Source organism: Anabaena sp. UHCC 0187 (genome assembly GCF_009712035.1).
Classification (GTDB): domain Bacteria; phylum Cyanobacteriota; class Cyanobacteriia; order Cyanobacteriales; family Nostocaceae; genus Dolichospermum.
The window spans coordinates 73,655-98,713 of the sequence record NZ_VILB01000003.1 but is presented as its reverse complement, the minus strand read 5'-3'; the positions used below and the strand labels follow the sequence as shown (position 1 = coordinate 98,713).

The following is a 25,059-nucleotide window of genomic DNA, read 5'->3' as shown; positions in this document are numbered from 1 at the left end:
AAACAATCTCATGAAAATGGAGTAGTTACCCTATGACAAAAGAGAAAATATCAATATTAAATACTCTAGATACCCAGGCTTGGGAACTTCTAGAAAAATCAATTATTTATTATAAAGGTTATCCTATAGGAACTATAACTGTTTGTGATCAAACACAATCTGGATTAAATTTTGATCATTGCTTTATTCGGGATTTTGTACCATCAGCCTTACTTTTTCTGATGAAAGGTAGACATGATATTGTGCGTAACTTTCTAGAAGAAACTTTAAAATTACAACCGAAAAAAAACCAATTTGATGCTTATACACCTTGTAAAGGTTTAATACCAGCCAGTTTTAAAGTTGTATCAATAGATGGAGAAGAATCTTTAGAAGCAGATTTTGGTGAAAAAGCCATAGCTAGAGTTACACCGGTGGATTCTTGTCTCTGGTGGATTATTCTTTTACACGCTTATGTTAAAGCTACAAAAGATGTGAAATTTGCCATGCAGCCGCAATTTCAGCAAGGCATTATCTTAATAATGGAACTTTGTTTAGCAACTCGGTTTGATATGAACCCTATGCTATTAGTTCCTGATGGTGCTTGTATGATTTACCGTCGCATGGGCATTTATGGCTATCCTTTAGAAATTCAATCTTTATTTTATGGAGCTTTACGAGCATCTCGTAAATTATTAATTTGTGCAGGTAACGAAGAAGTTGTTACAGCTATTGATAATCGCTTACCCTTATTAAGAGATCATATCCGCCATCATTATTGGATAGATATGAAAAGTCTGAATATTATCTATCGGTTTAAAAGTGAAGAATATGGACACACCGCAGTAAATCCATTCAACATCTATCCAGATTCCATTCCATACGCCGATTTATCCGTTTGGTTGCCAAAACATGGGGGTTATCTAGCGGGAAATGTCGGCCCATCTCAGTTAGATGTTCGTTTCTTCTCGTTAGGAAATTTAATGGCTATTATTTGTTCTCTTACTAATGAACGTCAATCCCAAGCCATTATGAATTTGATTGAAGAACAATGGGATGATTTGGTGGGAGAAATGCCCATGAAAATTTGTTTTCCAGCTTTAGAAAAAGAAGAATATAAAATCTTTACTGGTTGTGATCCTAAAAATATCGCCTGGTCATACCATAATGGTGGTAGCTGGCCAGTTTTGTTATGGTTTTTAGCTGCTGCTGCTCAAAAAACAGGTAGAACCAATATTAGTAACCGGGCTATTGAAATTGCTCAAGCAAGGCTGAGTGAAGATGAATGGCCAGAATATTACGATAGTACAAGTGGATCATTAATTGGTAAAGACGCAAGAAGATATCAAACTTGGACAGTTACAGGTTTTTTATTAGCCAAAGAACTAGTGCGAAATCCTGAATATTTAGATTTAATTAGTTTTGGAGAGTTTGATACTGAGAAGAATGACCGATTTTGTGATTTATAACGACTACTAAAGTAGTTTGTGTAATCAAACTTCACAAATATCGGATCAAGGTAGTGAAATTTTAGGTGATTTTATCAATCCAAAAAATTTTACTATAACTATGAGAATTTTGATAATTGAAAAAGTATGATTCGACAAATTTCTAATTTCTGGTTGCGTCATCTACATCCTCGTTTAGCTCCCTTAATGGTTATGGAGTTGGTTTTTTGTGGCTGATGATATGTATTACGATGCTTAAATTGCAAAAATTAGGATAACTTAGAAAACGGTAAAAACGCGCTAGGATTTTTTTATCTATCTATATGGATAGAGAAAAATTTCGGGGGAGATGGGCATTCACAGAGTTAAATAGTGTAGGGTGGGCAATGTCAGCCCTACCTGTAATTTTTTGTGATCTTATCAAGTCTATCTCGCAGCCGTGTTTAGTGTATTATCATGACCAATCCCCGTCAAGTTGCATTTATCGCCCTCAAGGAAGTTCATAAAGGAGCTTATGCTGATGTTGCTTTAGATCGAGTGCTACAAAAGTTTAAGTTACCCGACAATGACCGCCGGTTAATGACAGAATTAGTCTATGGTAGCGTGAGAAGACAACGTACCCTAGATGCTATCATTGATCAACTTGCTACTAAGAAAAACCAACAACAACCAAAAGACCTCCGCACTATTTTACATCTCGGTTTTTATCAACTCCGTTATCAAGAAAGAATCCCCCCTTCTGCGGCTGTAAATACTACCGTCGAATTGGCAAAGGAAAATGGTTTTCCTGGTTTAACGGGTTTTGTTAATGGGTTATTACGTCAATATCTCCGAATTGCAGAAAAGTCATCAGAACCTTTACAGTTACCGGAAAATCCTGTAGAAAGATTGGGAATTATCCACAGTTTTCCTAATTGGATAATTGAGGTTTGGTTAGCAGAATTGGGTTTTGAAGAAACAGAAAAACTGTGTATCTGGATGAATCAAACCCCGACAATTGATTTACGGGTAAATATTCTTCGCAGTTCTTTAGAAGAGGTACAATTAGCTTTTGAATCTGCTGGTGTTGTGGTGAAACCAATTCCCCATTTACCCCAAGCTTTACGATTAATTGGTAATAACGGCGCAATTCAAAATTTACCTGGTTTTGCTGAAGGTTGGTGGACTGTTCAAGATAGTAGCGCCCAATTAGTTGGGCATTTGCTTGACCCTCAGCCGGGTGATGTGGTGATTGATGTCTGTGCTGCACCAGGGGGGAAAACTACCCATATTGCTGAATTAATGGGCGATAAGGGCAAAGTTTGGGCTTGTGATAAAACTGCTTCCCGGTTACGTAAATTAAAGGAAAACGCCCAACGTCTAAATTTACAATCTATCGAAATTTGTACGGGAGATAGTCGTAACCTACCGCAATTTTATAATTCTGCTGACTGTGTATTACTTGATGCTCCTTGTTCTGGGTTGGGAACTATGCACCGTCACGCCGATGCGCGTTGGCGACAAACACCGGTTTCTGTACAGGAACTTTCCCAACTCCAAAAAGAACTGCTTTCACATAATGCAAGTTTTGTCAAGACTGGGGGCGTTTTAGTGTATGCAACTTGTACACTGCATCCAGCGGAGAATGAACAGGTAATTTCCGAGTTTTTGGCAGCAAATCCCCATTGGCAAATTGAGCCTCCCAGTTTTAATTTAGTTGATATTTCTTCCCCAGGGTGGTTAAAAGTCTGGCCTCATCAACAGGATATGGATGGATTTTTTATGGTGCGCTTAAGAAAAACTAAGGATTCCGAGTGAATACTAATAGTGATTGTAAGATTTAATCAAAGCCCGAATCTACCAGAGGAGGCAGTGATGGTTAATAATTTCCATGAAAAAAAACTAGTAAAAATCCTGATTGGAGCAGCTTGGATTGATGGGAAAATTCAGCCGGAAGAACGGCAATATTTGCGGGAAATAGCTCAAGTTAAAGGTTTAGCTAATGATCCAGAAATCAAGCCCTGGCTGTATGAATTAGTGCCAGTAAGACCCAAGGAATGTTATGAATGGGTTAAAGAGTATTTAGGCGATCGCCCAACTCAGGAAGATTACGAGAATTTAATTGAAGCCATTAGTGGCTTAATTTATAGTGACGGTGATGTAGCCACTGAAGAAGCCAGACTTCTCTGCCAATTGGAAGAGTTAAGCAAGTCTAGTGAAGCTAATTTATCAACCCACACAACATTGCTTAAGCAAATTAGAAAGCTTTACCGTCGTTGGGTTGATGTACAGAATTAGGGGATTGGGGACTGGGGACTGGGGACTGGGGACTGGGGACTGGGGACTGGGGACTGGGGACTGGGGATTGGGTAAAACATTCTTACCAATTACCAATTACCAATTACCAATTACCAATCACCAATCACCAAATTTACTCCTTTTCAACTTTGGGGATAATGTCGGGACGTTCTTTATTTTCCCAACCTGGGGGACGTTTGGAGTTGTACCAGGCAATTGAACCAATGGTGACAGCAGCGATAAAACCCACTACATACACCAAAGTAAAAGCTAAGGGAAAGTGATTTCCAGTATCTTGCACTGGGACTTGGAGCAATAAATAACTCATGATTATATTCGGCTAATGTAGGTTACACTTCTTAACAAAGTATAAACTGATCGAATCACCTACATCTACCCCAGGAAAAATCTTTGCTGTATTCAAAGGCATAAGATTAATTATTCTGGTGAAGAATTAGGTTTAAGTCTTTCCCTCCAAGAAGGTGGTGATGATGAAGATCCTCCAGAATTATTCTCTCCCGCTGAAGAGGATGACTTTGCAGGACGTGATTGTTCGCTGCTACTGCGTCGTGAACGAGATGATTTAGGAGTAGAGTTGCTATTAGATTCTTCGCTGCTGCTGCGTCTTCTTCTCCGACGGGTAGAAGAAGATGTATCATTATTTTCCTGACTGTAGCGTCGTCTCCGTCTTGGTGTACTTTCTGAAGAATCTTCCGATTGATTATAGGTTTTTCTCCGTCTGCGTCTAGTTGATGAATCAGAATTGTTGGTATTAGCCTCATCTGATTTCTGATCACTATCATCAACAGCGCGATTAATCAGTTTTTTGGGTTTGAAAGGTTCGGCTTTAATAGTACCTTTGCGACCTTCTAATTTAGGCCGGGAGGGAAACTTTTCTACAGGCATTCCCTCTACTGCTTTTGCCATAAATTGATGCCAGGCATAGGCAGCACTACCACTATTACCATAGGTAGGGCTGTTATCATCATTGCCCAACCACACACCAGCGACTAATTGAGGAATATAACCAATAAACCATAAATCACGGGATTCATCGGTAGTGCCTGTTTTGCCCGCAACTTGTCTATCATCTAATTGAGCCGCAGCACCAGTTCCATCGGTAACAACATTTCTTAACATCCAAGTCATGATGGCGCTACTATCAGCATCTAAAACTTGTTTAGGTTCATACTTGGCTGACCAAATTACATTCCCTTCCCGGTTGAGGATGCGACGAATCCCATGCACATCTGTATGATTTCCCTGATGGGCGAATGTACCATAAGCACTGGTTAATTCTAGCAAGTTGACTTCATTAGAACCAAGCGCCAAAGAATAGTTAGGTTTGAGTTCTGATTTAATTCCCATATCATGGGCAAGTTTAATCACCGGATTAAAGCCCACTTCTATTAATACTTTTACCGCAATTGTATTCACAGATTGGGTAAGAGCATCTTTCATATTCAACCAGCCAGAGAATTTTTTATGGGAGTTTTTTGGCTCATAACCATCTACTACTAAAGGTGCATCTAGATAGCTATCGTAGGGACTCTTACCAGTAGCGATCACTGTAGCATAGACAAACCCTTTAAAGGTTGATCCTGGTTGCCGCTGGGCTTGTGTCACGCGATTAAACTGGTTTTTACCAAAGTCTTTACCTCCCACCATCGCCTGAATTTCGCCATTGCGAGGATCTATGGCAACTATTGCTGCTTGTTTAAAGTTTTGCCAACGCCCTTCATTTTTTAAGATTTTGGCAACTGCGGCTTCTGCGGCTGTTTGCCAAGTTGGGTTTAAGGTAGTTTCTACCATTAAACCACCACTAGCTAAGACATCGGCGGAAACGAGTTTTGGTAATTCCTTTTGAATGTAGGTGGTAAAGTAGGGAAATTCTACTTGTAACCGTTTGGGTAAACTGCTGTTAACTGTTAATGCTTCCTGGGTAGCGGCTTGTCTTTGTGCTGGTGTAATAACTCCATCTTCTGCCATCCGCTGTAACACCAAATTTCGCCGTTCTGTAGCTGCTTTGGGATTTTTGTCGGGAGCATAGACGTTAGGTGCTGGAGCTAAACCAGCTAAGGTGGCCATTTCTGATAAGGTCAATTGATCTATGGATTTACTAAAGTAAACCCAAGCTGCATCGCCCACACCGTAAGCTCCAGAGCCTAAATAAACAAGATTTAGATAACGTTCAAGAATCTGATCTTTAGTCAGTTGCTGCTCTATTTTTTGGGCTAACCGAACTTCTTTGAGTTTCCGCCAAAAGGTTTTTTCTTGTTTGAGAAAGAGAATTCGTGCTACTTGTTGGGTGATGGTACTACCACCTTCTACCACATTTTGCGATCGCAAATTACTAATAACTGCTCTGGCAATTCCCTGGGTATCAACTCCATTATGTTGATTAAATCTGCGGTCTTCTGAAGCAATAAAAGCTTTTTTCAAATTATCTGGTATTTGTTCTATTGTCAGCACTTCTCTGGTGGCTTCACCTTGCTGTTGTAGTACACTACCATCACCAGCTTTAATGGTCAGTGTTTGCTCTCTTGCTACTGCTTTAAGTGCAGACTGATCTGGTAAATTTTTATCTATTTCTAAGATTGTGTAGTGGAAAGCAATGATCCCACCACCTAAACCTAAACTTGCCCAAAACCAAAAACGACGATAAAAGGGTTTATCGTTGCTGGCAATTTTGCCCAAGATTCCAGATGATATAGTTGTCATCTGATTTAATAACTGCTTTGCCTTCACCTGCATTCCCGGTAGTAATTTTTCATTTTCGGACTCGTCATTTTGTTGATGATTACCTAATGGCAATAGCAGTTTCTCCTGTTTGGTTTGAGCGCAATATATTGGCGTTAATATAATATCCTATATAATACCCCATAAATTATTAACTTAATTCAGCGCTAATATATGTTTTCTGTAAAACTAGTTATGGACATTAATGTAATTCTCACAATTAAATAATGTAATTATTGCATAATATTGCAAAACATCAAAAGCATAGAAATAGAAAATAAGCAACAATACGAAACCCAAGGCATTTGTTGGGTTTTGCTTCGCTCAATCCAACCTACGAATTAAGGCTTTTTTCAATTTGGCGAAGGTATTCAAGCAAGGTAAGGTATAGATTGAGCGGGGTTGTTTAAAAATTAAAAAGGAGTCTGACTAGGATGCTAAAGACTGCTGCTAGAACTGCAATTGCTCTCGGTAGCAACATGGGTAATTCCCCAGCCATTTTAGAGGGAGCTTTAGAAGCTTTAGCCCAAACATCAGGAATAACTATAGAAGCCAGATCTAGTTGGTATTGTACTAAGGCTGTGGGTCCAACTCAACCGGATTACTTAAATGGTTGCGCGATATTATCTGTCCAAATGTCACCCCAGGCTTTATTAACACATTTACTAGTAATTGAACAGGAGTTTGGACGTGTGCGTCAGGAGCATTGGGGACCACGCACCCTAGATTTAGATTTATTATTATATGATGACTTAATTTTGCATCAGCCAAATCTCCAAATTCCCCATCCTCGCATGGTTGAACGAGCTTTTGTCTTAGTCCCTTTAGCGGAAATTGCTGCGGATTGGATAGAACCCGAATCTCAACGGGCAATTCAAGATTTACTTCTAAAGATAGACACTTCTGATGTACATTTATTGTAGTGGGTGAAGAAATTACCATTTTGCCACCCAAAAAGAACTGATCACAACACAAAACCCCCGTATACGTTCTCTGTATTTACAAACGGTAGAATTTTACTATGCCATTAGGTAGAGAATTACCACAGTTACTTAAGCAACGCTTATTTTATAAAGGACGCAAATTTAACTTTGAAGTTAATCGCTTGCGTTTACCCAACAAAGCCGAAGGGGAATGGGAATGTATTCGTCATCCCGGTGGTGCTGTGGCTATACCCATCACCGCAGAGGGTAAACTGGTACTTGTCCGTCAATATCGGTTTGCTGTGCAGGGAAGATTATTAGAATTTCCGGCTGGGACTGTAGAACCCAATGAAAGTCCTTTAGAGACAGTTAAACGGGAAATTGAAGAGGAAACTGGCTATCATGCTCGTCAGTGGGATAAGTTAGGCGAATTTTTCCTTGCTCCTGGTTATTCTGATGAAATCATCTATGCTTTTATCGCTAGAGATTTAGAAAAGCTGGAAACACCACCAGAAAAAGACGAAGATGAAGATATCGAAACAGTCTTACTCTCTCCTGAAGAGTTGGAAAAAGCGATTTTGGAGGGAGAACCGATAGATGCTAAATCTATTGCTAGTTTTTTCCTGTTGCGTTCATTTTTAAAGTAGGGAATGGGGAGCAGGGAGCAGGGAGCAGGGAGCAGGGAGCAGGGAGCAGGGAGCAGGGAGCAGGGAGCAGGGAGCAGGGAGCAGGGAGTAGGGGAAATGTTTCCTGACTCGGTTACTTTTGCTGTAATTATCGGGAATAACTATCAGCATAATCACGAATTCGATAATCCATAAATTGAGCTAAAACTTTTTTGGTTGATGCAAACTCTCGTAATTGTCCCACATGATGTTCATTGTATTGAAATAAAGCTGTAAAATCTGCGAGCCGAGAGACTTGTTGGATATTTTGAGAGATGAATATAATTGTTAGTTCAGAACGCAAACACTCAATTAGTTCTTCAATTTTAGCGGTGGTAATAGGATCAAGTCCAGAGCAAAGTTCATCCATCAGAATAACTTGCGGTTTCACGGCTAAAGCGCGAGCAATACACAGCCGTTGTTGTTGTCCACAAGATAGTTCTAAAGCAGGTTTATGGAGTTTATTTTTGACTTCTTCCCAAATATCAGCAGATTTCAGACCTAATTCCACAATATCATCTAATTCTGGTTTTGGTCGCCAGCCAATTAATTTTACACCGTAAGCAACGTTATCATAAATGCTCATGGGGAAAAGATTAGGTGTGGAGTAAATTGTACTAATTTGCCGACGGAGACGATTGAGATTAATCCGTCGTTCGTAAATATTTTGCCCAAAAAATTCTATTTTTCCTTCAGTTTGGACTTCTCCCTCTAAGTCACTCATGCGGTTGAGAGACTTTAAAAAAGTAGACTTGCCACAACCACTAGGTCCCATGATGGCAATAATTTTATTTTGGGGAATATCCATAGAAATACTGTCAAGAATTTTTTGCTTGTCGTAGTAAAAACTAAAATTTTTGACACTAATGGCAGGAATTATTTTACTCATATTCATAAAAAAGGAGTTAGGAGTTAAGAAGAAGAGAGAAGAGGGAAGAATACTTGTAAAAATTGATATTTGCTTATAACCTGAATTAGATCCTCTATTGATCTGCAATATTGCATTTAATTAATGTAACAAAGGTAAATCCACCATGCTACAGCGTTTTATTTTAATTATCACTACTATCATTGTCTGGCATTTGTGTATTTCTGGCACAGTTGCAAAGGATAAAAAAGTTGAAAATTTGGATAAGTTTCCTCCCAACCCCTTAGAAGTGACTCTACCAGATCCACTGTTACCAAATTTACCAGATAAACGCGAATTAACATCAGGAGAATTGCAAAAATTGAAGACGGATTTAGATGGGTTAAATCAAGAGGCGCAGGTGATGTTACAAGGAGAAGATAAAAAGAAAGCCTTTGAGATTTGGAACCGTGAACTAAGATTAAGACGGTATTTAGGTATATTGGCTGAGGTAGAAGCGTTATCACGGGTGGGAGAAATCGCTTGGAATGAAAATGAACGGGAAGAGGTTCAATATATTAGTCAGCGATTACAAGTAATTCAAAGCGAGATGGGGAAACAAAAAAGTACCGATTTGCAATTATGGCAATCCCTTGGGAATGCTTATCAAAAAATCCGTCTTCCTAAATTGGGAATATCAGTTTATGAACAAATTTTAATCTTAGTCAAACAACAACAAGATTCATCTGGAGAAATAGAGACTTTAAAGAATATTGGAGAATTACATTTAAGTTGGTTTGATTATCCTCAAGCTGCTAATACTTACGAAAAACTGTTAAATTTGGCAATTAATCAGGGTGATAGAACTAATGAATTAGCATATTTACAACAATTAGCTTATATCTACGCTCAAGGAAAACAACCCCAAGCGGCAATAGATATATTAAACAAATTAGCCCAAATTTATACTAGTCAACAAAATCTGATGCCAATTCCAGCTTTGAAATTAGCTATAGCTGCAAATTATGAATCCCTAGCTCAAGAAAATCCCAATTTAAAACAACAGGCTTTTGATAATTATCAACAAGCTTATACTACTGCATGGCAATCAGAGCAGTACGCTAAGGCAGCAGAAGCATTAGAGAAATTAATTGCTTTTTACCGTTCACAGAAACAAATAGATGCAGCTTTACAAACTAGCCAAATTCTCATGGAAACACAAACCTTAGCTAACAATTCTTATGGTTTAATGTCAGCTTATGACCAAATTGGTGAGATATATTTAGAACGCCGAGAATATAGCCAAGCATTAACAGCATTTGAGAAAGGATTAGCAATAGCCCAACAACTTAAATATCAAGAAGCATACTTTACTAAACGAATTGAAAAGTTAAAAACTGAGGTAAAAATGTAGAGGATATCAAGATAAATAAAAAAGTCCGCGTTAGCGGACTCTGGACATTGGATAAGGTTAAGTTGTCACCAAGAGAGCCTACAAGATGTTAGACTTATTTACATTTTTACTAATTAATTTGAGAAAATCAAGTGGTTTGATTTAAGAGTTAGGACATAATTCCTATATTTATGTCTGGGAAAAAAGGGGTTTATTGATGATTATTGTTACAGTTGCATATCTCCCATTGCTTGAACAGGTAGGAAATATTCAAAATTGCGGACATAATTAAGATTGTTTTGTCTGAGATTTTTTTACTGAAAGAGGAAAAGGTAAAAATTTATAATTGGCAATTACCAAAATAACAAAAACCCCAGAAGTAAAAACTTCTGAGGTATAAAGAGTTTTAGGAACAATTGAGAACAATAGCAATCTTGTTATCAGTTGGAGTAGGCAATCTTTCGACTGATAACCAAATAGCTTTGTCAGCGTCTCAAACTAAGAACCTAAAAGCCCACAGGTCAACTACTTAAATACTGTAGCAGAGGTATTTCTATCTAAGTAGCCAAGTTGGCGTTTTTTTTAATGAACAAAATACAGAATTACCCCACCCTAACCCTCCCTTGAGAAAGGAGAGGGAACAGAATTAAATAACATCTACCTTTTGACGGATGTTAACTAATTCATAAAGCTTATTTTCAAACTTTTGGGTACAAGCTGACCAATCAAATTCAAGAATTGAAGGACGTGCTTGTGCAGTTAGTTGGTTTTTGAGGTCAGGATTTTCGAGAATTGTAATTACCTTTTGGGCAAAATCTTCAGGGTTATTAGGTGCAGCTAGAAAACCATTAACTCCAGAAATAACCTGTTCAGCGGTGGAAGGGGCAACAACAGCCACTACGGGAGTTCCAGAAGCTAAAGCTTCGTTAGTTGTAGTACAGAAATTTTCCGTAACTGAAGGGTTGACAAATATATCTGCTTTCGCAAACCAACCCAAAAGTTCTTTACCATGAGATTCACCCCAAATTGTGACACCATTGGGGAAATTTTCAGCCCGACGACGAATTTCTGCATCTAATGGACCGCTACCCACAATTACTAAATGCACATCAGGAATTTTAGCAGCAATGAGAGGATAAATATCTAAGAGTTGATTAACATTTTTTTCTGGAGTAATGCGTCCCACAAATAAAATAGTTGGGCGTTTATCCTCAGGAATTGGATCATAACAAATATTGCGGGGGTGAAATTTTTCGCAATCAATTCCTTGATAGGGTAAATATTCGCTGCGTTGTGCTTTTAGTTTTTGGTATTTAGTTAATTGTTCGCGGGAAGAAAATAAACTTAAATCGTAAGTTTCACTAAATTGTTTAACTAAAATTGGCAGTAGAGGACGGACTAAATTAAAGAACTTATTTCCGAAATAATATTGGATATAGGCAATAATATCTGTATGGAAAATTGAAATAATGGGGGTGTTAGTTTTTTTTGCATATTCTACTCCCACAGAACGCCCATAACCTTGTAAAAAGCCAGAATATAAACCTCTCATTTGTGGGGCTTCTTCGACAACAATAATATCAGGTTGAAAGTGACTAAGTAATTTTGTATCACTCCAATGACGATGGTTTAATGGTTGGGGTAAGGATTTATAAAATATCAGTGGTTCGGTAGGAAATGAATAGGAAGAAAAATTGATAAAAGTTTCTAATTCTTCTATTCCCGACATGGGACGATTACCAACTTGTTTTGGGTATTTATCATTAATTTCTGGGTGAACTAGAAAAACTTCATGTCCTTGTTTTAATAGCCAGTGAACTCGTTGATGAACAGCAACAGAAACTCCTGTTAAAAATGGAGCATATAGTCCTGTAAATAGGGCGATACGAAGAGGTTTTTTGTTCATGATTTTGAGGGAAATTTTCTACAAAAATAGATTACTGATGCGCTGGTTTATAATAATTATTAGCTTGGAGATTTTAGATATTGAAGTGAAAATCTAAAATTCTTCCCCATTCTCTTAAATAGATAATACTGCTTGGTTAAGGCTAAAAAGTAATGAAAGGCTAGTTGATAATGTTGGGTTTCGTTCCTTAACCCAACCTACATTTAGTTAACCGAGCAATATTATTTAAAGAGAAGCTTTTGGATCAATTGGTTGATCTAACCATTGGTAAGAACGGTATTCAATTAACCGAATATTTTCACGTCCTTTAATGCGATAAGTAATTCCCCGCCAGGTAATACTTGATGTCCACAAAGAAGATAGCATGATTAACCCATAGACCCACTGTGTCAAGGGAATTACTATCAACATTTTGAGGATAATTAAAGGCGATAGTTTAGGTATTTTTTCACCTTGATTGTGCAAGATTTTATGTATTCCGAATTCCATTAATAGCATTAGTAAGACTAAGCCAATGGTATAGGAAATATAGGTAGAAAATAGTAAAGCTGCCGCGTACCATTGAGCCTCAAATAATAGCTGAAAAATAACGATGATGACTACATTGGGGACAATAATACTAGAATATGCTTCACTGACTATAGCTAACCACCGGGGGTGATAAAGTTTAGAACCAATTATTAAACGTTTTAATGATTCTTGTAAGTTATGTAAACTACTTTCTTCCCGATTTAGCATCAATAAAGAAGGCACAAATTTAATTTGTAACTTCTGTTGTTTGATAAGTTTATGAAGAAGCATATCATCTGTTAATACTTCTCCCCACTTATCTAAAAGTTTGATGCGGTTTAACACTTCTGTTTTGATAGCTAATGTTCCACCCCAAGGAATCTGAAAGAGAAACATTTGCACAACTGTGGAAACATTACCGGAGTAGCGAACTAATGAACCCCAATAATTACCTGTGGGAACATACCAACGATTTCCTGTTGTTAGTCCAACTTGATCATCAATGAGAGGAGTAACTAATTCTCGTAACCAATTAGGATGAGCGACAGTATCAGCATCTATAAAAGCTATAATTGGATAAGCATTATCCAAATCAGAAACAGCTTGGATTAGAGAACTACATTTAAGACTACAATTATGACGAACTGCTCTTAATGTGCTAATTTGGACGTTAGTTGCACCCAGTTGATTAATTGTTTCAGTGGCAATTTTAAAAGCTGGATCTTCTTTACTATCAATGATCAGCTTTAAGTCATATTCTGGGTAATTTTGTTGTAAGAGCGATCGCAAAGAATTAGGTAAAAAAGGATCAGCACCACGTAAACAAAGAATTACAGCCGTTTTTGGTAACTGTTCATCTGGTAATAATTTGGGTTTGTATGAACGCAAATACCATAAAAATACTAACGTTAAACAACTTTGAATTACCAGCCAACCGAACAAAGACTTAGATAGAAATATTATGAAATCTGGCATTATCTCTATAGTCTTAGACAGAATATAATTCGGTAATTTGTAATTTCTACTCAATGCTGGTGGGCATTGCCCACCCTACGCAACAAGTAATCGCTAATCCCCAATTCCCAATTTTTAATTAGGGGTCAAGAGAATACTTCAAAAAGATATTAATGGTAGTATTCTTGTCCAGCTTAAAACTAGCATTATTGAACTTAGGTGTTCCAGTGCTAATGGAAACGGTAGGATTTTTGGAAATACCAAAACCCTCTTTAGGAATGCCAAAAAAGTCTTTATTGAGTTTGTGATCACCATTTTGATCATCAACTACAGCTACAGCATAATTACCAGGTTTTAAGCCAGAAAATACCTGCTTTACGGAATTGCCTGTAATTTTAGTACAACCGCTTTTGACTTCACTTTTAGCACTATCAGGAAATCCTTTTTCAGAGTTATAAACTCTCATGCAAATTTCCCCTGTTTTATTACGAATGCCATTAACAACTACAGTTAAAGATGTTGTTGTTTCAGCCTGGGCTACTTCGGTGAAGCTAATAGTTAGTAAAGTAGCAATTAACAGATTCACAATTTTCAACATTAGTCAATACTTCCTTTTTGTGAAAATTTACTTGTGGGAAATTTGATCTATTTCATCAGTTTTTGAATGTCAGTTTTTTGCAACCATTCATTGGTGCGGCGCATTCCTTCTGCTAAATCAATTTTTGCTTGGTAATTCAAAATATTTTGCGCCTTTGCAATAGAATAGGCATAAGGACGACTCATGAAATCAACTGATTCTGGAAGAATATCAGCTTTTTTACGAAATAGTTTTTGTCCTTGAAGACGCACCCGGAGGAATAATTTCATTTCTTCTTTAGGTAAAGACATTGGTGCTGGTAAACCTTCTAGTGAAGCGAGATGAATAAAATAATCTTTCCAGGAAGTTTCTTTACCGTCGGTAATGTTGAAAACCTCTCCATAAGCTGATTTTTCTATAGCTAAAAAGATGGCATCAATTAAGTTATCTACATATAGATGATTCATCACACCTTTGCCTTCATTAGCATAGGCAAATAATTTTTGTCGCATCATGTGAATTGGCCGTACAATCCAAGGAAGACTTCCTGGCCCATAAACATCTCCAGCCCGAATGACAATTACTCCAAATTCTGGGGCATTATTCAGTTTTAAGACTTCAATTTCTGCTTCAATTTTAGTTTGACAATAAGCATTATTTTCACCAGAAAGCGCACCTGATTCTGTGACTTTCTCAGGGTAATCAAACCCATATACTAAAGCGGTAGAAAGATGGACAAATGTTTTCACTCCTGCTTGTTTAGCAGCTTTGGCGATGTTAATAGTCCCGCTAACATTGATTTCTCGGAAATGTTTAATATCCCCAGCTTCTTCGGCAAGTTGAGCATTGTGTAAAACCATATCTACTCCCTGACAAGCTTTCGAGCAAATTGCTGGGTCAGTGATATTACCAACGAAAATTTCTACACCTAACTTTTGCGCTGTTTGATCCTTAACTTGGGAACTTTGTATACCTCTAACTTTCATGCCTTGAGCTATAGCTAATTCGGCTGCACGTAAACCAATAAATTCGTCAATTCCAGTAATCAGCAGAGTTTTGTTTTGGAAGTTCATGGGGATATAGATAGGTGTTTTGTGATAGCGTGGGGGTAGCCGTACACTTGACAAAGTTATACAATCTAAGTTTAATAATTGCGATAAAATGCAACTATGAACTGTTGTACTCGCTAGAGAATTTTACTGTTGTTAATAACATTAAACTTCTATCTTTGGTTGGTTTTAGTTTAGAGAATATTTGGCAGAATTTGATAAATTGAAATGCAACAAATTCTTAAAAACTATCAGCCGGATCAGCAGAACGGAGTTTATTGATAGCTAATGCTCCAGAGGTAATGCAAATTAAGACTGTAGATATTAAGACAAGTAAGGCATTATTAGTTGTCATCATGATGGGTAATTTAGTTGCTTTCATGGCAAAATCGTATAAACCAATGGAAACAATAAAACCAGGAATATAACCTAACAATGCTAAGATTAATGCTTGTTGGAAAACAACATTCAATAAATATCCATTAGCATAACCAATGGCTTTTAAAGTTGCGTAGGCAATAAATTGAGTAGCAATATTGCTATAGAGAATTTGATAAACAATTACCACACCGACAACAGAAGCCATAATTAGCATCAGATTAAGAATAAAACCAATGGGGGTTCTTACTGACCAATATTGTTTTTCAAAATCAATAAACTCTTGACGAGTGAATATTTTTACATCTTTTGGTAGATTGGCTTTTAAATTGGCTAAAACCTGTTTTATATCAGCATTGTCTTTGAGTTTAATTACCCCCATATCTATTTTTTCAACTGGACGACTATTAGGATTTATTCTTAAAAAAGTTGAGTCACTAACAATTAAATTACCATCTACACCGAAGGATGGACCTAAACTAAATAAACCACCAACTCTCACCCGATAACCTTTAACAGCATCAAAGGGAAATATCTCAATTGGCTGTTCAGTATTTCCCTGATTAAATAATTCTGCTATTGGTCCAAATTCTGGACGGGCATCTCTATCAAATAGCATGACATCAGAAATTTTGAGTTTATCTAAATTTTGTTGAACTTCTGGAATATCTAGTACGGATTTTCCAGGGTCAAAACCAATGACATAAATTGAATACTTCTCACCACTAACGGGATTTTTTAATTTTGCAAATTGTAAATAAATTGAACTAACTGAATCAACACCATCAAACCCTAAAGTTTGGTATAATCGAGTGCGAGAAAAACTTTGAATTGCTGTTAAAGATTTATATTGAGAACTAACTAAAAATAAATCACCGTGCAATCGTTGATGTAGTGCTGTTGCACTAGAATATAGTGCATCTTGGAAACCAAGTTGAATAAACATTAACAGCACAATAAAGCCAATTCCGGCTACAGCGATGACAAAACGAAGTTTTTGCTGGGCAAGCTGTAGCCACCCTAAAGGAATTTTGAAATTCATATTAGTTGTTAGTTGTTAGTTGTTAGTTGTCAGTTGTCAGTTGTCAGTTGTCAGTTGTTGAAAATAACTAATAACTAATGACTCATAACTAATGACTAAATCTGGATTGCAACATCAACTTGCAAGTTAGTTAAGCGAGATATCTTTTGACTATCGCTGGGATTATCAATAGATATTTTGACTTCAATTACTCTGCGGTCTGCGTCAGAATTAGGATTAATACTAAAGATGCCTTGTTTATCAACTTGCCAACCAATTTCTCGGACAGTTCCTTGTAATTTACCAGGAAAAGTCGTGCTGGTAATGATAGCTTTTTGACCAATTCGGACATTTTGAATATCGGTTTGATACACTTCTGCTAGAACTTGCATTTTTGATGTATTACCAATTTCAGCAAAGCCAGAAGTACCAATTACTTCGCCATTTCTGGCATGAATTCGCAAAATTGTACCATTTATAGTAGCAGCAATGTAAGTTAAATCATGGTCAGCTTTAGCCTGTTGAATTGCCGTTTCTGCACTTTTAACTTCACTTTTTGCTAACTCTACATCTACAACCCTAACTTCTTTAATACTGTTAAGTTTGGATTTTCCTTCTTTGACTTGATCTTGGAAAGTATCTTGAGTCCGTTTGAGAGTAGCTTCAGCTTCTTTTAACTGCTGTTGTGTAGTTTTTAGGGCTAAATTTTTACTATCGGCAACGGAAGCAGAAACAGCACCATCTTTAGATAATTGTTGATAGCGATTACTCTCTTTTTGAGCATTTTCAACTTCAGCTTTAATGCGGTTAATTGTTGCTGTTTGAGCCGCAATATCTCCTTTTGCTTGGGAATTCAAGCGAGTAATTGTGGCTTTTTGAGCATTGATATCTCCAGTTTTTGCTCCAGCTTGTACCTGTGCAAGTTTAGTTCTGGCAATTAACAATTGATCAAATGCTTGTTGGATAGCTGCTTGAGAACGAGCATAGTTTTCTAGATAAGCTAATACTTGTCCTTTTTTAACATTATCTCCTTCCTTTACCAACAGTTTTTCTACTCGGACACCGTTGATAGAATTAGGAGCAGATAAATAAGTAATTTTGTCTTGTGGTTGTAATCTTCCTAGGGCAGTTACAGCAACTTTAATAGGGGTAGGTTGAGATTTACTAACAGTCGGAACAGAAGGAGTTTGAGTTTGAGAATTTACTTTCAACTGATGAAAAATGTAGAAACATACTAACCCTGTCGCTAAAGTTAGAGAAGTTGCCAAAATTATTCTCCACTTTAGCGTAGCTAGTTTGAATAATTGGCGTTCTTTATTTACTGCCATATTTTTATGCCAATGGTGTTATGTCGGAAAATACTGGTAGTGGTTATAGACTTATCCTTTATTGCTCTCATAGAAGGAATATGTCTAATTATTTATGTATGAATTGTTGCCAGCATTCTTAGCTGTTATAAATACCTAAATTAGCGGTGTTTTTACTTCCAATTATCCATGTATAACGCCAGTCTCCGCTATCAGTTTTATCTTGAATTGGCATTTAATTAAGTAGCCTAAAATACGATAGCTCTAGGGAAAAGTAAAGATATTCAATTCCCAAGTAGTGATGATGCTAATAACTTAAGGAGAATGAATAAACTTACCTGCAATTATCCCAAATAACTTTGATATTGTCAACTAAAATTAGTTTTTTCAATTAATAAAATCGTTGACTACATACTATATTTAATTACTCATGAATTCATTTAAAAATCTGTACTTTTTTTAGCAAATCATGGTTAATATCTGCCAATTGTCCATATTTCATCACAATTGATATATCTACAGGTTAATGATCAACATCCAACAAATTAATGTTTGGTTTATAAATAACCAATTGTCTAGAAAAGGTGAGTTATCTTATAAATTCATCAAAAACTAAGACTTGATTATGATAGTTTGCTCAAAAAACACCCAATTATGTTCAAATGTTTCTTGTGTATATTTATTGATTTGTTACTTGTGAGACAATTTACATAAAATCCTTGAATTATCAAGAAAAGATTGATGTTCAACCCGTAATTACCCAAGATATGTTATTCACAAATTCAGTTCTAGATTATACTCACCCAATTATGTTTTATTTAAAAGGAGATCAATTAACAAATATTTTCCTCCAAAAATTAGCAAAAATGAACTATTCCATTTTCATAAGCTGTGCTAGTCTTTTTATTAATTCAACATTTATCAATCAAAAAATAAATTGTTGATTTTATTTCTATAAACAGAAGAAATACTAAAATCTATTCAGCTTTTTACAGCAGAATTGCCTAAAGAAACAAAACCTATACCTTGATAAACCGGGGTTTTGGATCTCACTAAGTTACAAACTGCTAGACTATTGAAAAGCTGTTTAAGTATTTTTTCACTATTCATAGAATTTGCCACAGAGTGCTAATTATTTTGTAACGATTTTGGCAGCTTTTATCAGTCTAATCATCTAAAATAGGTTATCCTGGACTTTAAAAACTGGCAACTGCTATATCAACATACAGAACGTTATTCTTCCATAGGTAAAACATTCAATGATTAAGAGATAAAAACGCTTCTGTCTTCATACATATCCTTCAGCTTAAGTATGTCCTTTTGCCAGTTATGACCACAAGGTAATCTTCACTTTTTCAATATCAAAAGTCCAGTATTGTCTAGTATTTATTCATGAACATAAGGTTCTAAAATTGCGGCAAAACATCCAGCAAACACCCAGGAACTCGACATTTGCCACAAACAAGGCAGTATATATCCTGTGGTGTTGATGTAAAGTCAAGCATTTAAACTTACCTGCGGCAACTGCGCGAATACAGATTAACTATCTGTTGATAGCCTGCTGCACAATTCACGGTACTCAAAATTAGTCTATGTCCTATGTCTTGCCCCCCTCAAAAGATAGACACAATAAAAAGTTCTTTGACGGAATTAGAAGCCCAAATTAATAGTTTTGAACAGGCTGTGCTGAAGTTTATAGAGGAAGGAAAAATGAATTCAGGAAACTTAGAAAATTCGATAAATTCCATGTCAACTAAGGAAATTAATAGAAAACTGCACACAACTCCCATAGCTATTATTGGCATGGCTTCCTTAATGCCTCAATCGAGAACATTAAGGGATTACTGGCAAAATATTGTTAATAAAATTGACTGTATTACTGATGTTCCTTCTAGCCATTGGAGTGTAGAAGATTACTACGATCCTAATCCCAGAACAACAGAAGATAAAACCTATTGTAAACGTGGTGGTTTTATTCCTGAAGTTGATTTTAACCCCATGGAATTTGGTATTCCTCCTAGCATTTTAGAAGTTACCGATGTTTCTCAACTATTAAGTTTAGTAGTTGCTAAAGAAACAATGGAAGATGCTGGTTATAGCGACTCCCGTGAATTTAACCGTGAAAATATCGGCGTGATTTTGGGTGTAGCTATGGGCAAACAATTGGGAATGCCCTTAACTGCCAGATTAGAATATCCGGTTTGGGAAAAGGTTCTCAAAAGCAGTGGTTTATCTGACGAAGATACGAAAAAGATTGTTGATAAAATTAAATCTGCTTATGTGAAATGGGATGAAAATGCTTTCCCTGGAATGTTAGCAAATGTGGTGGCTGGCAGAATTGCTAATCGCCTCAATTTTGGCGGTACAAACTGTGTAGTTGATGCGGCTTGTGCTAGTTCCTTTGGCGCATTAAAAATGGCCATTAGTGAATTAGTTGAACATCGTAGCAATATGATGTTAACCGGTGGAGTAGACACCGATAACACGATCATGGGTTACATTTCCTTTAGCAAAACTCCTGCACTAACTCCTAGCGATAATGTCAAACCATTTGATGCTAAATCTGATGGGATGATGTTAGGTGAAGGTATTGGGATGATTCTCCTCAAACGCTTAGAAGATGCCCAAAAAGATGGGGATAAAATCTATGCGGTAATCAAGGGAATTGGTACTTCTAGCGATGGTCGCTACAAGAGTATTTATGCCCCTAGAAAAGAAGGACAAGTTAAAGCCTTAGAACGGGCTTATGATGATGCTGGATTTTCTCCGGCAACTGTGGGTTTAATGGAAGCACACGGTACAGGAACAATGGCAGGAGATCCCGTAGAATTTAGTTCTTTACAGGATTTCTTCGGTAAACATGACACCCAAAAACAACATATTGCTTTGGGAAGTGTAAAATCACAAATTGGACATACAAAAGCCGCTGCTGGTACTGCTAGTTTAATTAAAACTGCCCTAGCATTGCATCATAAAGTATTGCCAGCAACTATCAATATTACCGAACCAAATCCCAAATTAAATATTGAAAATTCTTCCTTTTATCTTAATACTCAAACTAGACCTTGGATAAAGGCAGAAGGTGAAACTCCCCGACGTGCGGGGGTGAGTGCCTTTGGTTTTGGTGGCACAAATTATCACGTTGTTTTGGAAGAATACGAACCAGAACAACAAAGTTCCTATCGTTTACATGGTGCAGCCGGTGAAGTGCTATTATTTAGTGCTACTCATGCTGAATTAATTAGCAAGTTAGAAGCAACTTTAAATAATTTGCAAGCTAACGAGGGCGAAAGATTCTATTCTCAATTATTGTTAGATTGTCAATCTTTAGCTATCCCTAAAACTGCCCTCAGAATTGGGTTTGTATCTGAGAATTTACAAGAAGCTTGTAAGTTACTGCAAGTTAGTCTTGGTTTACTCAAAAGTAAGCCGGATGCAATTTCTTGGGAACATCCTCAAGGTATTTATTACCGTTCCTCTGGTATGGATTTAGGTGGAAAAGTTGTCGCTTTATTCTCTGGACAAGGTTCTCAATACTTGGAAATGGGCAGAGAAGCAGTGATGAATTTCCCCAGCTTGCGACAGTTATATGGCAAGATGGATCATCTGTTCAAGCAAGGTAATTTGCAACCAGTTTCTGAAGTTGTTTTCCCTCGTTCTAGCTTTGATGAAGTTGAGAAAAAAGCCCAAATTGCAACTTTGCAAAGAACGGAATATGCACAGCCGGCAATTGGGGTATTTAGTGCCGGGTTGTATGGAATTTTGCAACAGGCTGGTTTTAAAGCAGATTTCGCCGCCGGTCATAGTTTTGGTGAATTAACCGCTTTGTGGGCTGCGGGAGTGTTGAGTGAGGCTGATTATTTGTTCCTAGTGAAAGCTAGAGGACAGGCCATGGCCGCACCCAAAGATCCAGATCATGATGCTGGTAGTATGTTAGCGGTGAAGGAAGATATCAGCAAAATTGAACCGGTACTGAAGCAGTTTCCAAAAGTAAGTATTGCTAACTTTAATTCTCCTACTCAAATTGTTTTAGCGGGACCAAAGTTAGAAATTCAAAAAGTTCAAGCTGCTTGCGAAAAGTTAGGATACAGTGCGGTTTTATTGCCTGTGTCTGCGGCTTTCCATACTCCATTAATAGCATTCGCGCAAAAATCCTTTGCCATTGCGACTAAATCGGTAACTTTCCACAATCCCCAAATTCCGGTTTTTAGTAATGTCACTGGTAAACATTATCCACAAAATGCAGCGGCAATTCAAAAGAACTTAGAAAGCCATTTGGCTAGTTCTGTACTGTTCAAACAAGAGATTGAAAATATCTATGCGGCTGGTGGTTATTGCTTCGTAGAATTTGGACCAAAACGGGTGTTAAGTAACTTGGTAAAAGATACATTAGGAGATCGCCCCCATCTTACCATATCTCTAAATCCTAGTGCCTCCAAAAACAGCGATCGCTCTTTGCGAGAAGCCGCAGTGCAGTTGCGAGTTATCGGCATGAATTTGGGCAATCTTGACCCCTATAAACTCCCTGCCGTATTGCCTCCCATTTCCACCAAAAAGACTCTTAGCGTCAAACTAACCGGCATTAACTACGTTTCCGATAAAACCAAAAATGCCTTTCCAGAAGCATTAGCGGACGGACATAAAATTTCCGGAATTCAGGACAGTAGGGGCGCTGTCTCCGCGCCCAATGTGGCAGAAATTCAAGAATTCAAGAATTTAGAAATAGAGACTCCCGTAATTGCCAAAATTCCCCCAACCAACGGACATAACGGCAACGGTAACGGACATAAAAAACCACCCGTCATTGAAACCCAGTTACAGCCACAAATGACTACTGCAACCATCACCAAAGAACCCAACCCAGAATTCTTCGCGCCGCAATCCAGAGAGAAGATGCAAACACCAGATAATCTTGTAAATTGCCAACAAATTCTCACTAGTTTAGAAACACTTCTGAGTAAGTTTCAACATAACCAAAGCGAGAATTTAGAAGTTCACAGCACATATCTAAATCATCAAATAGAATACGCGAAAACCTTCTTCCAATTAATGCAGCAGCAAAACACCTTATTTGCTAATGCTAAATCTTCCGCTGAAGCCGCTCAAATTAAGCAAGTGATCATGGAAAGCTTAGAGCGTAGCATGATCCAGTTTCATTCCCAACAAGGTGAAACCCTCCGCATTCATGAACAATATCTGCGGGAACAGATAGAATATACCAAACACTTTTTCCAACTCATTCAAGAAGAATATTCTCAACTCATTTCTGATACCCAAGCAGTCGCCTCTGTAGGGGCGGGGTCTCCCCGCCCTACCCCCACCGTTAATATTATTCCCCCTCAAGCAGTACCAGTAATTGAGCCAAAAGTTCAATTAGAAGAACCTGTTCCCCCAGTAATTGAAGTTGTAAAACCTGTAATTGCTGCACCAGTAATTGAACCTGAACCAATTATTATTCCCCAGTCCCCAGTTGCATTCATACCAGAACCTGCACCTGCAAATAACAATCTTAATCTTGATGATCTAGCTAACAATCTATTAAGTATCACCAGCGAAAAAACTGGTTATCCTATCGAAATGCTAGAACTCGATATGGATATGGAAGCAGACTTAGGTATTGATTCCATTAAACGGGTAGAAATTCTGGGAGGATTGCAAGAATTATACCCCAACTTACCTAAACCCAACCTCGAAGAACTGGCAGAAAAACGCACCATTGGTCAAGTTGTCGAATATCTGCAAGGACAGGGAACAGGTGACAGGTTACAGGTGACAGGTGACAGTGTAGAGGTGAAAGAGGAAGTAATACCTGAACCAGTGATAATTCCTCAAGTCCAAACACAAGTGATAGAGGAAGTAATACCAGAATCAGTTTCCAGTCCCCAGTACCAAGATTTAGGACAAACCCTGCTAAACATCACCAGTGAAAAAACAGGTTATCCAGTGGAAATGCTGGAACTGGACATGGACATGGAAGCCGATTTAGGCATAGATTCCATCAAACGGGTAGAAATACTGGGAGCAATGCAGGAAGCGTATCCTGACTTACCCAAACCTAATATAGAAGAATTAGGCGACCTACGGACAATCGGACAAATCGTTAACTACCTCCAATCACTGGTGGGAGGTGAAAAAAAAAAGCCGCACATTGATGTTAACCCGGTAGTTGACCTCATCCCACCCACCGTAGGGGCGGGGTCTCCCCGCCCAGATGTGGTTGATTTAACCCCACCACCAATAGTAGACCCCAATCTTCCCCGTCGTCCCGCTCAACTCAAAACCTTACCTAGACCAGATTTTTTAGAAGCGCAGTTAGCAGAAGGACACATTGGTTTAATCACTGATGATGGTTCTTTAACTACCACCAAACTAGCCTACGCACTGATAGAACAAGGTTGGAAAGTTGTAGTTTTGAGTTTCCCCCAATCATTAGTTCCCGAACAATTGCCATTACCTCTAGGTGTTACCCGTGTAACTTTGGCAAACATGAGTGAACAACATCTGCAATTATTATTGCAAAGTGTGACTACTAAACATGGACCGATTGGGGCATTTATTCACTTACATCCTCAATTTACTCCTGAAAAACCTGGGCATATTTCTTATCCAGAAGCAGAAAAGGCAATTCTTAAACAAGTGTTTTTAATGGCTAAACATCTGAAGGCAACTTTGAATAATGCCGCATCATTAGCAGGAAGAACAAGCTTTTGCACAGTTGCCCATCTGGACGGTGAATTTGGCTTAGGACATGAAGGTAATTTTAGTGCAATTGGTGCCGGGTTGTTTGGTTTAACGAAGAGTTTGCGCTGGGAATGGCCACAGGTATTCTTCCGAGCAATTGACCTGAATCCCACTTTAGATCCTCACGAATCTGCTGAATATATCGTTGCTGAATTGCATGATTCTAATCGCTATATTGGCGAGGTTGGTTATGGTGATCAAGGACGGGTAACGCTGGTGGCAAAAAGTGAGTAATGTCTAAACTGTGATTTGTTTGATTAGTTTGATTTTTTTGATTGAATTATTTGCTGAGTTTACTGGATTCATTTCTTGTTTATTTTCTCATCAATCAATAAATCATCCCCA

General features: G+C 37.6%; 16 protein-coding genes. 7 read left to right on the top strand and 9 right to left on the bottom strand.

The window, feature by feature from the left end; genetic code table 11:
• The first annotated feature begins 32 nt into the window (after nucleotides 1-32).
• The 3 genes from FJR11_RS02950 to FJR11_RS02940 all read left to right on the top strand — a co-directional run bounded on the left by FJR11_RS02950 (nucleotide 33) and on the right by FJR11_RS02940 (nucleotide 3,704).
• Entirely contained in the window at nucleotides 33-1,448 is a 1,416-nt protein-coding gene (locus FJR11_RS02950) for a glycoside hydrolase 100 family protein (RefSeq protein WP_168502239.1), read from the top strand.
• Between the two features lie 435 nt (nucleotides 1,449-1,883).
• Nucleotides 1,884-3,224 (top strand): 16S rRNA (cytosine(967)-C(5))-methyltransferase, encoded by a 1,341-nt coding sequence (locus tag FJR11_RS02945; RefSeq protein ID WP_168502238.1) that lies wholly within the window; start codon nucleotides 1,884-1,886, stop codon nucleotides 3,222-3,224.
• Between the two features lie 57 nt (nucleotides 3,225-3,281).
• Nucleotides 3,282-3,704, top strand: coding sequence for a TerB family tellurite resistance protein (locus tag FJR11_RS02940; RefSeq protein ID WP_168502237.1), 423 nt, complete (start codon nucleotides 3,282-3,284; stop codon nucleotides 3,702-3,704).
• A gap of 133 nt (nucleotides 3,705-3,837) precedes the next feature.
• Here FJR11_RS02940 and psb35 read toward each other — a convergent pair whose 3' ends face one another.
• On the bottom strand, nucleotides 3,838-4,032 hold the full coding sequence (psb35, locus tag FJR11_RS02935; protein ID WP_168502236.1) for a photosystem II assembly protein Psb35: 195 nt from the start codon (nucleotides 4,030-4,032) through the stop codon (nucleotides 3,838-3,840).
• Nucleotides 4,033-4,142: 110 nt separating this feature from the next.
• A complete protein-coding gene (locus FJR11_RS02930; RefSeq protein ID WP_168502373.1) occupies nucleotides 4,143-6,458 on the bottom strand; it encodes a transglycosylase domain-containing protein in 2,316 nt (771 codons plus the stop codon).
• A gap of 419 nt (nucleotides 6,459-6,877) precedes the next feature.
• Here FJR11_RS02930 and folK point away from each other — a divergent pair, with 419 nt between their 5' ends.
• Nucleotides 6,878-7,366 carry a 2-amino-4-hydroxy-6-hydroxymethyldihydropteridine diphosphokinase gene (gene folK, locus FJR11_RS02925; RefSeq protein WP_168502235.1) on the top strand — a complete coding sequence of 163 codons (489 nt, stop codon included), beginning with the start codon at nucleotides 6,878-6,880 and terminating at the stop codon, nucleotides 7,364-7,366.
• Nucleotides 7,367-7,464: 98 nt separating this feature from the next.
• Nucleotides 7,465-8,013 (top strand): NUDIX hydrolase, encoded by a 549-nt coding sequence (locus tag FJR11_RS02920; RefSeq protein ID WP_168502234.1) that lies wholly within the window; start codon nucleotides 7,465-7,467, stop codon nucleotides 8,011-8,013.
• 127 nt (nucleotides 8,014-8,140) lie between these two features.
• On the opposite strand, the gene FJR11_RS02915 is transcribed toward FJR11_RS02920, so the two are convergent.
• The gene (locus FJR11_RS02915) at nucleotides 8,141-8,920 is read right to left on the bottom strand and encodes a phosphate ABC transporter ATP-binding protein (RefSeq protein WP_168502233.1); all 780 of its coding nucleotides are present in this window, start codon (nucleotides 8,918-8,920) and stop codon (nucleotides 8,141-8,143) included.
• Nucleotides 8,921-9,065: 145 nt separating this feature from the next.
• On the opposite strand from FJR11_RS02915, the gene FJR11_RS02910 reads away from it, so the two are divergent.
• Nucleotides 9,066-10,292 (top strand): lipopolysaccharide assembly protein LapB, encoded by a 1,227-nt coding sequence (locus FJR11_RS02910; RefSeq protein ID WP_168502232.1) that lies wholly within the window; start codon nucleotides 9,066-9,068, stop codon nucleotides 10,290-10,292.
• A 625-nt stretch (nucleotides 10,293-10,917) separates the two neighbouring features.
• Here FJR11_RS02910 and FJR11_RS02905 read toward each other — a convergent pair.
• The 6 genes from FJR11_RS02905 to FJR11_RS02880 form a co-directional block, all read right to left on the bottom strand.
• A complete protein-coding gene (locus FJR11_RS02905; RefSeq protein WP_168502231.1) occupies nucleotides 10,918-12,177 on the bottom strand; it encodes a glycosyltransferase in 1,260 nt (419 codons plus the stop codon).
• Nucleotides 12,178-12,402: 225 nt separating this feature from the next.
• Nucleotides 12,403-13,662, bottom strand: coding sequence for a glycosyltransferase family 2 protein (locus tag FJR11_RS02900; RefSeq protein ID WP_168502230.1), 1,260 nt, complete (start codon nucleotides 13,660-13,662; stop codon nucleotides 12,403-12,405).
• 118 nt (nucleotides 13,663-13,780) lie between these two features.
• Nucleotides 13,781-14,239, bottom strand: coding sequence for a DUF2141 domain-containing protein (locus tag FJR11_RS02895; protein WP_168502229.1), 459 nt, complete (start codon nucleotides 14,237-14,239; stop codon nucleotides 13,781-13,783).
• A 47-nt stretch (nucleotides 14,240-14,286) separates the two neighbouring features.
• Nucleotides 14,287-15,291 carry an NAD(P)-dependent oxidoreductase gene (locus FJR11_RS02890; RefSeq protein WP_168502228.1) on the bottom strand — a complete coding sequence of 335 codons (1,005 nt, stop codon included), beginning with the start codon at nucleotides 15,289-15,291 and terminating at the stop codon, nucleotides 14,287-14,289.
• Between the two features lie 217 nt (nucleotides 15,292-15,508).
• Complete coding sequence (gene devC, locus FJR11_RS02885) at nucleotides 15,509-16,687, bottom strand: ABC transporter permease DevC (RefSeq protein ID WP_168502227.1); 1,179 nt, start codon at nucleotides 16,685-16,687, stop codon at nucleotides 15,509-15,511.
• 95 nt (nucleotides 16,688-16,782) lie between these two features.
• Nucleotides 16,783-17,994: an ABC exporter membrane fusion protein gene (locus FJR11_RS02880; protein ID WP_168502226.1), complete on the bottom strand. Its 1,212-nt coding sequence runs from the start codon at nucleotides 17,992-17,994 to the stop codon at nucleotides 16,783-16,785.
• A 1,578-nt stretch (nucleotides 17,995-19,572) separates the two neighbouring features.
• Between FJR11_RS02880 and FJR11_RS02875 the strand changes: the two genes are divergently transcribed.
• Nucleotides 19,573-24,948: a type I polyketide synthase gene (locus FJR11_RS02875; RefSeq protein WP_168502225.1), complete on the top strand. Its 5,376-nt coding sequence runs from the start codon at nucleotides 19,573-19,575 to the stop codon at nucleotides 24,946-24,948.
• The last annotated feature ends 111 nt before the right edge of the window (nucleotides 24,949-25,059 follow it).

What these genes read in the sequence shown, in the direction of transcription:
- FJR11_RS02940 (WP_168502237.1), top strand. Translation starts at nt 3,282, where the DNA reads ATGGTTAATAATTTCCATGAAAAAAAACTAGTAAAAATCCTGATTGGA.
- psb35 (WP_168502236.1), bottom strand. Translation starts at nt 4,032, where the DNA reads ATGAGTTATTTATTGCTCCAAGTCCCAGTGCAAGATACTGGAAATCAC.
- FJR11_RS02930 (WP_168502373.1), bottom strand. Translation starts at nt 6,458, where the DNA reads ATGCAGGTGAAGGCAAAGCAGTTATTAAATCAGATGACAACTATATCA.
- FJR11_RS02895 (WP_168502229.1), bottom strand. Translation starts at nt 14,239, where the DNA reads ATGTTGAAAATTGTGAATCTGTTAATTGCTACTTTACTAACTATTAGC.
- FJR11_RS02875 (WP_168502225.1), top strand. Translation starts at nt 19,573, where the DNA reads ATGTCTTGCCCCCCTCAAAAGATAGACACAATAAAAAGTTCTTTGACG.
- FJR11_RS02900 (WP_168502230.1), bottom strand. Translation starts at nt 13,662, where the DNA reads ATGCCAGATTTCATAATATTTCTATCTAAGTCTTTGTTCGGTTGGCTG.
- FJR11_RS02905 (WP_168502231.1), bottom strand. Translation starts at nt 12,177, where the DNA reads ATGAACAAAAAACCTCTTCGTATCGCCCTATTTACAGGACTATATGCT.
- FJR11_RS02915 (WP_168502233.1), bottom strand. Translation starts at nt 8,920, where the DNA reads ATGAGTAAAATAATTCCTGCCATTAGTGTCAAAAATTTTAGTTTTTAC.
- devC (WP_168502227.1), bottom strand. Translation starts at nt 16,687, where the DNA reads ATGAATTTCAAAATTCCTTTAGGGTGGCTACAGCTTGCCCAGCAAAAA.
- FJR11_RS02945 (WP_168502238.1), top strand. Translation starts at nt 1,884, where the DNA reads ATGACCAATCCCCGTCAAGTTGCATTTATCGCCCTCAAGGAAGTTCAT.
- FJR11_RS02920 (WP_168502234.1), top strand. Translation starts at nt 7,465, where the DNA reads ATGCCATTAGGTAGAGAATTACCACAGTTACTTAAGCAACGCTTATTT.
- FJR11_RS02950 (WP_168502239.1), top strand. Translation starts at nt 33, where the DNA reads ATGACAAAAGAGAAAATATCAATATTAAATACTCTAGATACCCAGGCT.
- FJR11_RS02890 (WP_168502228.1), bottom strand. Translation starts at nt 15,291, where the DNA reads ATGAACTTCCAAAACAAAACTCTGCTGATTACTGGAATTGACGAATTT.
- folK (WP_168502235.1), top strand. Translation starts at nt 6,878, where the DNA reads ATGCTAAAGACTGCTGCTAGAACTGCAATTGCTCTCGGTAGCAACATG.
- FJR11_RS02880 (WP_168502226.1), bottom strand. Translation starts at nt 17,994, where the DNA reads ATGGCAGTAAATAAAGAACGCCAATTATTCAAACTAGCTACGCTAAAG.
- FJR11_RS02910 (WP_168502232.1), top strand. Translation starts at nt 9,066, where the DNA reads ATGCTACAGCGTTTTATTTTAATTATCACTACTATCATTGTCTGGCAT.